Below are 11,822 nucleotides of genomic sequence, written 5' to 3'. Positions count from 1 at the left end.
TCTCAGAAGATGTCCGGGCACCACGGGCGGCGCGCCGTGCGGAACACCGCGTCCGCGAGCGCCAGCGCCCCCGGCCGCTCCTCCACGATCCGCCCGAGCGCGCCGAGCCGCGCCGCCGACTCGTCGCCGAGGTACAGGGAGCCCAGCGCCGACGCGTCGAGCCGCAGGTCCGCCGGCTCCCCGGTGGCCGCGCACTCCCCCGTGCCCGCGTCCAGACGGTAGCGCCCGGCGGCCGGACCGGCCGGGTCCGTGACCTCCAGCACCAGGACCCCGGGCACCGCGTACGTCCGCGCGCCCAGAGCCCGTACGACGTCCAGCACGCGCACCCACAGGAAGTCCGAGGCCGTCACGATCCTGGCGGCGCGCGGGTCGGGCAGCAGCTGGGCCACGAGGTCGTCGGGGGCGCGGTAGCCCGTGCGGACCTTCAGCACCCAGTCGATCGAGCACAGGAAGTGCCACAGCGCGCGCTGCGCCTCCGGCGTGACCGCGATCAGGTCCTTGACCTGCACGGTGTTGAGCGGGACCTTCGCGTCCGTCCAGTGCGCGTCGGCCCCGTACACGACGAGACCGGCCGGCTCGCCCTGCGCCGTCCGGTACACGGCGTGGAACTTCTCCTGGTACGGGCGGGAGGACATCTCCTCCAGTCCGGTGGCCAGGCTCCACCAGCGCGCGTTCCGGCTGACCGTGCCGGGCGACACCGCCCGCAGCCCCTCGTGCAGCCCGGGTCCGATCGCGCGTGCCTCGGCCGCGTCCACCAGCTCGATCCGGCCCCCGTCCGCGGGCCCGGACCAGCGCGGGTCGAGCCCGGTGCGGCTCACGTCGATCTCCCACTCGGCGATCGACGCGGCGGGCCCGTACCCGTACCGCCCGTAGATCGGGTACTCGGCGGCGATCAGCGTGGACACGACGTCGCCGCGTTCCCGCGCGGCCGCCAGCTCGGTGGCCATCATCCGGGTCAGCAGACCGCGCCGTCGGTGCGTGGGCAGCACGGCGACGTTGGTGACGGCGCTGGCGGGCACGCTCGCCCCGCCCGGGACGGTCAGCTCCTGGGCGAAGGAGCGGAAGGTGGCCACGCAGCGCCCGGTGGTTTCGTCGAAGGCGCCGAGCGTGCGGGCGAAGTCGGTGTGCTTGGCGCGCTGGGCGATTTCGGATGCGTCGGCGCGTTCAGGGCGCAGGAAGCCGCTGTGTACGGCTTGGAGCCACTCGGGGAATTCGGATTCGGCGATCGGCCGGACGGCAGCACTCATAACCGGCCACGCTAACCGCCGCTCCGGTCCTCGTCGCGTGAATTACCCGCGCCGGACCGCGCCGGACGGACGACCCCGCGCGGGCTACGCCAGCAGGTCGTCCACCTGTGCCTCGCCCTCCCGGTAGCGCCGGGTGATCTCCGCGCTGCAGTCGTCGGCCGTGCGCTGCAGCTGCTGCCGGCGCCGCGAGACCTGCTGCTCGTACCGCACCAACCGGCCCATCGCGTCGTGCAGTTCGCCGTCGGTACGGGCGGCCAGGTCCGACAGCTCCACGTCCGACAGCATCTCCGCCGCCAGCAGCCGGAACTCCTCGCTGTGCGGGGTGCAGAGCGTGACGTGCCGGGCGGAGGCGCTGCGGCTGGAGGGCGCGTCGGCGAGGATCTCCGAGAGCCGGTCCACCACCGGCGGCTCCGGGGTCACCGGGGCCTCCGGGTCGCTGCGCCGGGCCAGTTCGGCACGCAGGATGTCGATCCGGCCCTGCAGGAGTCTGCGTACGTAGCTCAGATCGGCCTCGTCGCGCTGCGCGTCGCGGCGCAGCGTCCGCAGCTCCGGCAGCCCGAGCGCGGTCGCGGGCGTGGTCAGCGCCTGCTCCCCGCCCGTGCGCTGCACGGGCGGGCGGACCGTGCCCGGCGCAGTGGCCGCGGGTGATGCCGGTACGGGTGATGCCGGTACGGATGTACCAGAAGTATTCATGTGAACGTGTCCGTCCCCTCGACCGGTGCATGGGGTCTCCCCCGGCCCGTGGGGCCGGGGGAGAAGCACCGCCTGCGTGCATCGTGCCACTCTCCGTGGTGCAGGTGCAGTCCCACTCCACCCGATCGGCCCCTGATGGGTGCACGCCTGATACACAGGTGGTATGCGAGCAGTGGTGCAGAGGGTGGACGGCGCGAGCGTCGTCGTGGCCGGCGAGACCGTGGGCGAGATCGTCGGCGAGGGGCTGTGCGTGCTGGTGGGGGTGACCCACGACGACACCCCGGAGAAGGCGGCGCAGCTGGCGCGCAAGCTGTGGTCCGTACGGATCCTGGAGGCGGAGAAGTCCTGCAGCGACGTGGACGCGCCGCTCCTGGTGATCTCGCAGTTCACGCTCTACGGGGACGCCCGCAAGGGCCGGCGCCCCACGTGGAACGCGGCGGCGCCCGGCGAGGTCGCCGAGCCGCTGGTCGACGAGGTCGTCGCGCAGCTGCGGGCGCTGGGGGCGACGGTGGAGACGGGCCGGTTCGGCGCGGACATGCGCGTCTCGCTGACCAACCACGGCCCGTTCACCGTCGTCATCGACATCTGAACCGCGGGGGCGCCGTTACGGCGCGACGACGACCTCCTGCGCGGCGGCCGTCGTGCCGGCCAGCAGCGGGGCGTCGACCGGCACGTTCCGCTTGACCAGCGCGAGCGCGATCGGGCCGAGCTCGTGGTGGCGGACCGCGGTGGTCACGAAGCCCAGCTGGCGGCCCTCCTCACCGTCGGCGGCGAGCCGGATCGGCGTGCCGTGCGCCGGGAGCAGCACCTCGGAGCCGTCCAGGTGCAGGAAGACCAGGCGGCGCGGGGGCTTCCCCAGGTTGTGGACGCGGGCCACCGTCTCCTGGCCGCGGTAGCAGCCCTTCTGCAGGTGCACGGCGGTCCCGATCCAGCCCAGCTCGTGCGGGATGGTGCGGTGGTCGGTCTCCAGTCCGAGCCGCGGCCGGTGCGCCTCGACGCGCAGGGCCTCGTACGCGAGGAGGCCCGCGGCGGGCCCGTGGGAGGCGGCGAAGGCCTCCAGCTCGGCGCGGGGCAGGAAGACGTCGCGGCCGTACGGGGTCTCCCGTACGGGGTGCTCCTTGGCGAGCTCGGCGATGGAGCCGGCCGGCAGGTGGACGACGGCGAAGTCGGCGGTGCGGTCGGCGACTTCGACGCGGTAGAAGAACTTCATCGACTCCAGGTAGGCGATCAGCGCCTCCTGGGTGCCGGGCTCCACGTGCGCCCACACGGTCTCGCCGTCGTCGACGAGGTAGAGCGCGTGCTCGATGTGGCCGTTGGCGGAGAGGATCAGCGCCTCGGTGGCCTGCCCGGGCGGGAGTTCCGTCAGGTGCTGGGTGAGCAGCAGGTGCAGCCAGCTCAGCCGCTCCGGTCCGGTGACGGTGACGACTCCGCGGTGCGAGAGGTCGACGAAACCTCGGCCGTCGGCGAGCGCGCGCTGTTCGCCGTACAGCTCTCCGTAGTGGGCGGCGACGCCCTCGTCGCGGCCTTCGGCCGGTACGGCGCCGGGGAGATGGAGCAAGGGGCTGCTGGTCATGCCACCAAGCCTACGACGGGGTGTCCTGGTGCTTGGCGGCGCACTTCTTGCAGAGCCCGAAGATCGCGAAGTGCTTCATGTCGGTCTCGAAACCGAAGGTGGCGCGCAGCTTCGCGGTGAACTCGGCGGCGATGTCCACGTCCGCCTCGATCACGTCGGTGCACTCGCGGCAGACCAGGTGGATGTGGTGGTGCCGGTCGGCGAGGTGGTACGTGGGGGCCCCGTGCCCGAGGTGGGCGTGCGAGACCAGCTTCAGCTCCTCCAGGAGCTCCAGCGTGCGGTAGACGGTGGAGATGTTGACCCCGGACGCGGTCTTGCGCACCTGGGCGAGGATCTCGTCCGGTGTCGCGTGCTCCAGGCTGTCGACCGCTTCCAGCACGAGCTGGCGCTGCGGGGTCAGCCGGTAGCCGCGCTGCCGCAGGTCGCTCTTCCAGTCGGCACTCTCGGTGTCTCCGATGCTCCCCACCCGGCCAGTGTAAGCGCGCGAAGGGGACCGCGGGCCGAGCCCGCGGTCCCCTTTCGTGGAAGAACCGTCAGCGGAAGAAGGCGATGCCGTCGTCCGGCATGTCCGGGAGGTTGCGCGCCATCTCGGCGACCTCCTCCGGGGTGACGACCTTCTTGAGCTGGGCCGACATGTACGGGCGCAGCTCGACGTCCGGGGTGGCCTTCTCGCCGACCCACATCAGGTCGCTCTTCACGTAGCCGTAGAGGCGCTTGCCGCCGCTGTACGGGCCGGAGGCGGCGGTGCGGGCGACGGCGTCCGTGGCCAGGTCGATCTGGGGCTTCTGGTCGGCGAGCTCGCCGTACCAGACCTCGACGACGCCCTGGTCGCGGACCATGACGATCTCGACCTTGCGGTCCTTGTCGATGCGCCAGTAGCCGGACTCGGACTCCAGCGGCCGCACCTTGTTGCCCTCGGCGTCGAGGACCCAGCTGTGGGAGGTGTACTCCAGGAAGTCCCGGCCGTCGTGGCCGAAGACGACTTCCTGGCCGAAGTTGCACTTCTCTTCGCCGGGGAAGTCGAAGACGCCCGCGCCCTCCCAGGTACCGAGGAGGAAGGCGAGGGGCACGAGGCCCGGGTTCAGGTCGGACGGGATCTGGATCATGTGTGGCTGCTCAGGCGATCTGTGGGAGGGGTTCCGGGTCCGGGACGGCGGCCGATCGGATGATCAGCGCTGGCCCTGGTACAGCTTCTTCACTGCGAGGCCGGTGAAGGCGAGCACGCCGACGCAGACCAGGACCAGCAGGGAGGTGAAGAATGCCTCAAGCACGGGGTGCTCCTCGAAGTGATGTGGGCGTGTACGGGGCCGGTCCCCAAGCCTACTGGCCCGGGGACCGGCGCACTCCGTGAGGTAGGCCGCACGGCATTTCCCGTCAGGTGTCAGCCCAGCAGCTGGCTCTGCAGGATCACCGTCTGGTGGAAGGGGACGACCGGAGCCTCCCCCTTGCGGGTTTGCAGGACCAGGGCCTGGATGTCGCCCGACTGGACGCAGCCCATCCGGACTTGCTCGTCGCCCGCCGGCTTGGCCTCCTGGTAGAGGGTGACGTCGTGCGCACTGCGCCAGGAGGGGCCGGAGGCCGCGCTGTCCCTCCCCAGATCGTTGCGCTGGCTCCTCTTGACCTCGCTCCAGACCGGGTCCGCCTCCAGCGCGGAGACGTTGGTCAGACCCGTGGACAAGGTGCAGCCCTGGAAAGCGTCCACGAATCGCGGACCGTGGAAACGCAGCAGGTAGATGCGGGTACGGGTGCCGTCCGGGGTCGTCCAGCCGCGCCCGGCGATCTGGCGCAGCCCCTCGTTCACGAGCTGCGTCTTGAGCTTCTCGCGCTCGGCGGGCCGGTACTCCTCCAGGAAGGTGTCCACCGTCACCGCCTCGTCCTTCTCCGGCTTCGGTCCGGAGTCGGGCGTCGCGCCGACCGGAGCGGGAAGCAGCAGCTGGTTCAGACCGGCGTAGTGGATCGCCTCCGGGTTGTCCTCGGCGAACGGCAGCGGGGCGCCCGCCGGCAGCTGCGGCTTGGCCAGCGCCGGGTAGTTCCAGCGACCGTCGTCCTTGGTGGACAGACCGGGGACGTCGGTGCGCTCGACCCGGGTGATCCCGTACGTGACGGCTGTGCCGACGGCGGCGAAGACGACGACGGCTGCCGTCCAGCGCAGCGCGGCGAACAGCTTGCGGCGGCCCTTGGGGGCGGCGGCCGGTGCAGGCTGGGCCGCATCCGGCTCGACCGGCGCCGTGTCGCCTGCGGGGGCGCGGTCGGTGGTGTTCTGCTCGGTCACACGGACTCCCCGGGGGACTTCAGGTGGTTCAGCTGCCGCTTGAACAGGTCAGCGCCGGCGTTCGCCGAGAAGGGCTTCGGCCCGTACATCCGGAAGGCCACGAGGACATCGCCCTGCAGCGCCACGCAGTCCATGGCCCCGATCTTGTTCTTGTCGTCCACCTTCTCCTTGCCGAGGGTCTCCAGTGCGCACGCGGCGTCCGGGAAGCCCTCGATCTTCGGGGCATCGCGGTCGCCTCCGGTCAGCTCCAGGAGCTTCTTGCTGAACTCGGAGAACTTCACAAGGGTCTGAGGATCGGCCTGGGTGAGCTGGATCTCCGCCACCTGGCTCTCGCGGCTCTGCCGGTAGCTGCGTCCGGCCATTCCCTTGAGCTTCAGGTCGGCCAGCGCCTTGTCCCGTTCCGCCCTCTGCTCGCCGGACAGCCCGGAGCGCGCGTCCTTGAGAGTTTGGAGGGCGCGCTCGCCCGACACGTAGAAGTCGTTGCCGTCCTCGTCGATGTCCGGGCCACGCTCGAAATCGCCGGAGAACGGCAGCAGCTTGCCCGTCAGCTCGTTCGGAGGCACGGTCGGCTCCGGCTGTGCGGTGGGCCGCGTACCGGCGTCCGACGCGCTCCAGTAGCGGGTCTGCGCGGCGTGGTCGGCATCGGCGATTCGCCCGGCACCCCAGAGGGCCCCGCCCGCGAGGACGGCGACGACGACTCCGCCCGCGATCAGCGCCGCGGTCCTGCGTCCGCGCGTCCGGGGCGCGGGGGCCTGCCCGGCCCCGGGGGCGGCCGGCTCGGTCGTCACGGCTACGGCGCCGTCCTGCGGTTCGCTCACAGCCGCTCCCACTGCCGCTTGGCGATCTCGACGACCTCGTTCTCGTCGACGACACCGCGGTTGTTCACGTATTCGATTTCCATGACGATGTCGCCGCGCCGGGCAACGGCCCGGACTGACTTCGTCGGGAGGTAACCGGGCTTCTCCCGCTGCTCGGAATCCACCCACAAGTGGCCGAAGCCGGCAGGCACGCCGGGCAGGTCCTTGCCGGGGTTGCCCGCGTACTCCTTCTTTTCCAGGTAGCTGTGGGCGTGCTGGTACCAGTCGGCACCGGAACGGTCCCGGTACTGGAAGAGCCGGACCGTGACGAAGTTCCGGTCGTCCTGCGCCCAGTCCAGCATGGCGATCCGCCGCACGCCGTGGCCGATCTGGCTGGTGAGGCCGCCACCCGGCTCCTTGTAGAAGTCCGCCGAGAACTCGTCCGGGGACTGGCTGCCCGAGTAGCGGACCTCCACTCCGGGCGGTGCCTCGATCAGGAGCTTCGTCAGGACGTCGTCCGTCTTGTGCCAGCGCCCGGCGTTGATCGTGCGGGCACTCGTCGACTCGTCGGGAGCCTGCGGCTTCGGCTGGTCGATCTTCTGCTGCGCCAGCGGCGGCAGCGGCGTGGGCTCGCGGTCGTACTGGATCGCGTAGCCGGTGACCGTGCCCGCGAGCACGCCGAGTACGACGGCGCCGGCGATCAGGAGGACCGTACGGCGGCCGTCGCGAGGGCGGCGGACTGCGGTCTCCTCCCCGGCAGGCTGCTCAGGGATGGTCTCTGCGTGTTCCAAGGAAGTCCCCCCACAGGACATGGGGCATCGGGTGATCACCCGTGCACACGCATGACCTGTACGGGAGAGGGGTGGTTGTACACGCGCTCATTACATTGTCATCTCGCGGCGCCTCAGTCCTCGTGCCGCCGCTTTCCGTCCAGTTCGTCCCACCACTCGTCGGACTTCGGATCCCCCGAGGGATCGTCCCACCAGCGGTCTTCCGGTCCCCGGCGGTTCGCGATCATCGCGGCGACCGGCGGGATGACCATGGCGACCACGCACAGGGCCACGGCCGCCTCGACCGAGAACAGCCGCACGAAGGACCAGGCGGACACGAAGAGGAAGACGCATCCGCCCATGAGCACGAAGTAGACGCGGCGCCGCCGGGCGTACATGTCTCCAGCGTAGGGCCGGAGGGGGACGGCGTGCAGGTTCGCGACGGCACGAAGGGCCGCACCCCGTTCCAGTGGCGTCCAACCCCCGGGGGTGCGGCCCTTCGGCCGGTCATTCAGGCGTGCGGTGCTCAGACCGCGATCGCCACGTCCGTCACGCCGCCGGCCTCGGCCACGACCACGGCGCGGTCGGCCTGGCCGCCGGAGACCAGGGCGCGCAGGGTCCACGAGCCGGTCGCCGCGTAGAAGCGGAACTGGCCGGTCGCCGAGGTCGGGACCTCGGCCGTGAACTCGCCGGTCGAGTCGAGCAGGCGCACGTAGCCGACGACGGGCTCGCCGTCGCGCGTCACCTGGCCCTGGATGGCCGTCTCACCGGGCTTGAGCGTCGCGAGGTCGGGCCCGCCGATCTGTGCTCCACACATGTTCTCTGTCCTGTCCTAGAGAGGTCGTATCTACGGAGGGCGTCGCGTGCCCGGCCGTCGTGGTTACTTGTTGGCGCCGAGCTCGATCGGCACGCCGACCAGGGAGCCGTACTCGGTCCAGGAGCCGTCGTAGTTCTTGACGTTCTCCTGGCCCAGGAGCTCGTGCAGCACGAACCACGTGAGCGCGGAGCGCTCACCGATGCGGCAGTACGCGATGGTGTCCTTCGCGAGGTCGACCTGCTCGGCCTGGTAGAGGGCCGTCAGCTCCTCGTCGGACTTGAAGGTGCCGTCGTCGTTGGCGTTCTTCGACCACGGGATGTTGCGGGCGCTCGGCACGTGGCCGGGGCGCTGCGACTGCTCCTGCGGGAGGTGGGCCGGGGCGAGCAGCTTGCCGGAGAACTCGTCGGGCGAGCGGACGTCGACCAGGTTCAGGGTGCCGATCGCGGCCACGACGTCGTCGCGGAAGGCGCGGATCGAAGCGTCCTGCGGCTGGGCCTTGTACTGGGTCGCCGGGCGGTTGGGGACCTCGGTGCCGTCGACCAGGTCGCGGGAGTCGAGCTCCCACTTCTTGCGGCCGCCGTCGAGGAGGCGGACGTCCTGGTGGCCGTACAGCTTGAAGTACCAGTAGGCGTAGGAGGCGAACCAGTTGTTGTTGCCGCCGTAGAGGACGACCGTGTCCTCGTTGGAGATGCCCTTGGCGGAGAGGAGCTTCTCGAAGCCCTCCTGGTCCACGAAGTCGCGGCGGACCGGGTCCTGGAGGTCCTGCTTCCAGTCGATCCGGACGGCGTTGGTGATGTGGTTCTTGTCGTACGCGGACGTGTCCTCGTCCACCTCGACGATGACGACGTTCGCGTCGTTCAGGTGGGCCTCGACCCAGTCGGCGTCTACGAGGACGTCGCTGCGGCTCATGGTGTTCTCCTCCGGGGCAGTGTGCGGCGGGATCTGCGGGTACTCCTGGTGCGTACCGCTGCGGGCCGCTTCCTCGGGCCCTGCGCGGGGAGGCGTCAGCGGGCAGGAGGGGGCGGCTGCGGTGCGGTCACGCGGGAAGGACGGTCGTCCGGCTGATGGAGCGGAAGCGCTCACAGGTCACATGGATCGACAGAGCATGGCGGCGACGCGACACAGGTCTACTGCCCGTCGCTTCGTGAGGTCCGCCTGCTGATGCTTCATAGCCATGGATCGTAGGGACGAATCGGCCGCCCTGTCACCGGTGTGTCATATTCCGAGACAGGATCGTCCGGATAGTGGGATGCAGAGCCCCTGGGGTGGCTGCCGCACCGCCTCCCGGGGCCTTCGCGCGACCGGCCCTTCTGCGGATCGGACGGCACCGTCTCACGATCCGGCCAGCACCACGTCCGTACCGCTCAGCGTGAGGTGTACGCCGGACTCGTCCGAGGTCAGCGCGGTCAGCTTGAGCCCGGACGGCAGTCCGCTGTCGAGCCTGCGGTCGAAGTCGGTCTTCTTGCGGACCGCGCTCTCGATCCCGGGCAGGCCCTCGCCCGGCACCTCGTCGGCCCGGACGCGGACCGTCTTGCCGCCGCCGGGGGCGTCCACGAGCGTGACCGTCGACACCACGCTGGGGGCGAGCCTGCGGCCGAGGACCTCCACGGCCGCCGTCACCTTCACCTTGCCGGGCGCTCCGCCGTACGTGATCGTCACGCCGGTCTGCGAGGCCTCGGTCAGGTCCCGGTACGTGACGAGGGCCGTGCCCTCGGCCCGCTCCGCGGTGCCCCCGCTGTAGTCCCCGTTCAGCTTCACGCCGTGGAAGCCGGCGTCGAGCTCCGAGAGCCGCGTCTTGCGGCCGTCCGACACTGCCTCGACGCCCTTGAGCTTCACGTCGACGCGGTCGAGGTCGTGGCTGAGCGCCTGGGTCAGGAACGGGAACCCGTGGATGTCCACCTCCGTGGACCCGGCCAGCCCCTGGCGGGCCTGTATGCGCTCGGCCAGCCGGTTCTCGGCGTAGTTCACCGCCCAGCGGTCGACGCCGGCGAACAGCGCCCCCAGCACGACTCCGATGATCACAACGACGCGCAGGAACCGCACGTGCCCTCCCCCTGTAGACCGGTACGTGCGTTCTAGTTGACCATGGACGGCCGTACGGGGGCCGTCAGGACCGGAGCGGACCGGGCTGCGGGCGCCGCCGCGCGCCCCGCGCCCCGCGTCAGCCGACCACCCGCCCGATGAGGTAGACGGCGGGAGCGGCCGCCGCCAGCGGCAGCGCGACACCGGCCGTCATGTGGACGAACTTGGACGGGTAGTCGTACGCGGCCACCCGCAGCCCGATCAGCGCGCACACCCCGGCGGCCAGCCCGAGCAGCGCCCCGCCGACGCCGACGGAGGTCAGCCCGCCGACGGCGATGCCGGCTCCGGCGGCGGCGGCCAGCGAGACGCCGACGGAGGCCGGGGTCGGCAGCGGCAGCGCGCGGGTGAAGACGGCGACCGCGACGGCCGCGGCCCCGACGCTGACGGCGGCGGAGTCGGCCGCCAGGTAGCCGGCGCAGACGATGGCGAGCGCGGCGGAGGTCACCGAGGCCATCAGCCCGTACATCCGCTCGTCGGGGTCGGCGTGGCTGCGCAGCTGGAGGACCAGCGTGAGCAGCACCCAGGCGCCGAGGGTGCCGATGATCGCGCCGGGGCCGTACGTGTCGTCCACGGCGAGCACGGCCGCGTCGGCGACGAGGGCTCCGAGGAAGGCGAGGGCGATGCCCTGGCGGGCGGGCCACATGCCGTTGAGCCGGAACCAGCCGGCCGCGGTGAGCCCCTGGAGGACGATCAGGGGTGCGAGGAGGGCGAAGTCCCCGACGGCGGCGGCGCCGGCCAGCAGCAGCCCGAGCGCGGCGGTCAGTATGGCCGGCTGCGGCCCGGGATCGATGATCGGCGAACGCCCCTCGGCCCGCGCCTGGGCCGGATCGACGGCCCGCACGGTGTTCCCCCCGAGGGTGGGCGGGGAGTACTCGGGCTCCTCGCCGTCCGCGGGGGCCGGAGCCGCGGAAGCGGCCGGGGCCGCGACCGGGGCGGGGGCGCCGGCGGCCGGCTCCCCGGAGCCGGAACCGGGGCCCGGGTAGGGCGGCAGGAAGGCGGTCTGCTCGGCGGCGCCACCCGCCGGGGCGGCCTGCGGGGCGGCGGACTGCGGCGGGAGGTAGGCGGTCTGCTCGGCGGCGGACCCGTCGGCCCATCCCGCGCCTGACCCGCCCGGCGCCCGGTCGCCGCCGGGGGCGGGGGGCTGGGCGGCGGGCGCCTCGTCCCGGAACCACCCCTCGGGGACCACGGGCTGCGCCTGCGGCTCGGCCGCACCGGGCCCCGGGTACGGCGGCAGGTAGGCGGTCTCGGCCGCGGCGGCGGCAGGCTGACGCCCGCCCGCGTCGGAACCCGGGTACGGGTACGGCGCACCGGCGGCCGCCTGGGAGGCGGCCGGGCCCGGGTAGGGCGGGAGGAAGGCCGTCTGCTCGGCGGCGTCGGCCGCCGGTGCGGCGGGCTGCGGCGGCAGGTACGCCGTCTGTTCCGCGGCGGAGCCCTCGCTCCAGGAGCCACCGCCCGTCGCCCAGCCGGAGGCGGCGGGCGCCTCTTCGCTCCGGCCCCAGCCGGCCTCGGGGGCGGAGGCGGCGGGCGCCCCGCCACCCGGCTGCCAGCCGGCCGCGGGAGCCGGGGCGCCG

The 11,822-nt window shown here is 72.2% G+C and carries 15 protein-coding genes; 1 reads left to right on the top strand and 14 read right to left on the bottom strand.

Annotated elements, in window-relative coordinates; translation table 11 throughout:
* Positions 1-2: 2 nt before the first annotated feature.
* Positions 3-1,247, bottom strand: coding sequence for a GNAT family N-acetyltransferase (locus K7B10_RS22030; RefSeq protein WP_229338312.1), 1,245 nt, complete (start codon positions 1,245-1,247; stop codon positions 3-5).
* 84 nt (positions 1,248-1,331) lie between these two features.
* Positions 1,332-1,940 carry an RsiG family protein gene (locus K7B10_RS22025; protein WP_229338309.1) on the bottom strand — a complete coding sequence of 203 codons (609 nt, stop codon included), beginning with the start codon at positions 1,938-1,940 and terminating at the stop codon, positions 1,332-1,334.
* A gap of 163 nt (positions 1,941-2,103) precedes the next feature.
* On the opposite strand from K7B10_RS22025, the gene dtd reads away from it, so the two are divergent.
* Positions 2,104-2,529, top strand: a complete 426-nt coding sequence (dtd, locus tag K7B10_RS22020; RefSeq protein WP_229338307.1) for a D-aminoacyl-tRNA deacylase — start codon at positions 2,104-2,106, stop codon at positions 2,527-2,529.
* 15 nt (positions 2,530-2,544) lie between these two features.
* On the opposite strand, the gene ygfZ is transcribed toward dtd, so the two are convergent.
* From ygfZ to K7B10_RS21965, 12 genes are all read right to left on the bottom strand, one after another.
* Complete coding sequence (gene ygfZ, locus K7B10_RS22015; RefSeq protein ID WP_229338305.1) at positions 2,545-3,513, bottom strand: CAF17-like 4Fe-4S cluster assembly/insertion protein YgfZ; 969 nt, start codon at positions 3,511-3,513, stop codon at positions 2,545-2,547.
* Positions 3,514-3,523: 10 nt separating this feature from the next.
* A complete protein-coding gene (locus tag K7B10_RS22010) occupies positions 3,524-3,979 on the bottom strand; it encodes a Fur family transcriptional regulator (protein WP_229338304.1) in 456 nt (151 codons plus the stop codon).
* A 67-nt stretch (positions 3,980-4,046) separates the two neighbouring features.
* On the bottom strand, positions 4,047-4,619 hold the full coding sequence (locus tag K7B10_RS22005; protein ID WP_229338302.1) for a heme-binding beta-barrel domain-containing protein: 573 nt from the start codon (positions 4,617-4,619) through the stop codon (positions 4,047-4,049).
* A 275-nt stretch (positions 4,620-4,894) separates the two neighbouring features.
* Positions 4,895-5,785, bottom strand: a complete 891-nt coding sequence (locus K7B10_RS22000; RefSeq protein WP_229338300.1) for a hypothetical protein — start codon at positions 5,783-5,785, stop codon at positions 4,895-4,897.
* Positions 5,782-6,603 carry a hypothetical protein gene (locus K7B10_RS21995; protein WP_229338298.1) on the bottom strand — a complete coding sequence of 274 codons (822 nt, stop codon included), beginning with the start codon at positions 6,601-6,603 and terminating at the stop codon, positions 5,782-5,784. Before K7B10_RS21995 ends, K7B10_RS22000 begins: the two co-directional genes overlap by 4 nt.
* Positions 6,600-7,373: a hypothetical protein gene (locus K7B10_RS21990; protein WP_229338296.1), complete on the bottom strand. Its 774-nt coding sequence runs from the start codon at positions 7,371-7,373 to the stop codon at positions 6,600-6,602. Before K7B10_RS21990 ends, K7B10_RS21995 begins: the two co-directional genes overlap by 4 nt.
* Before the next feature lie 113 nt (positions 7,374-7,486).
* The gene (locus tag K7B10_RS21985; RefSeq protein ID WP_372481558.1) at positions 7,487-7,822 is read right to left on the bottom strand and encodes a DUF3099 domain-containing protein; all 336 of its coding nucleotides are present in this window, start codon (positions 7,820-7,822) and stop codon (positions 7,487-7,489) included.
* A 56-nt stretch (positions 7,823-7,878) separates the two neighbouring features.
* Positions 7,879-8,169, bottom strand: coding sequence for a DUF1416 domain-containing protein (locus K7B10_RS21980; protein ID WP_229338292.1), 291 nt, complete (start codon positions 8,167-8,169; stop codon positions 7,879-7,881).
* 63 nt (positions 8,170-8,232) lie between these two features.
* Positions 8,233-9,078 (bottom strand): sulfurtransferase, encoded by an 846-nt coding sequence (locus tag K7B10_RS21975; RefSeq protein WP_229338290.1) that lies wholly within the window; start codon positions 9,076-9,078, stop codon positions 8,233-8,235.
* Positions 9,079-9,255: 177 nt separating this feature from the next.
* Positions 9,256-9,339, bottom strand: coding sequence for a putative leader peptide (locus K7B10_RS41635; RefSeq protein ID WP_350206375.1), 84 nt, complete (start codon positions 9,337-9,339; stop codon positions 9,256-9,258).
* A 162-nt stretch (positions 9,340-9,501) separates the two neighbouring features.
* Entirely contained in the window at positions 9,502-10,212 is a 711-nt protein-coding gene (locus K7B10_RS21970; RefSeq protein ID WP_229338288.1) for an LmeA family phospholipid-binding protein, read from the bottom strand.
* A gap of 118 nt (positions 10,213-10,330) precedes the next feature.
* Complete coding sequence (locus K7B10_RS21965; RefSeq protein WP_229345287.1) at positions 10,331-11,656, bottom strand: hypothetical protein; 1,326 nt, start codon at positions 11,654-11,656, stop codon at positions 10,331-10,333.
* Positions 11,657-11,822 lie beyond the last annotated feature (166 nt).

The sequence above is a fragment of the Streptomyces flavotricini genome, assembly GCF_020639365.1.
Taxonomy (GTDB): domain Bacteria; phylum Actinomycetota; class Actinomycetes; order Streptomycetales; family Streptomycetaceae; genus Streptomyces; species Streptomyces flavotricini.
The sequence above is the reverse complement of the archived record's forward strand: the minus strand, read 5'-3'. Positions and strand labels throughout refer to the sequence as shown.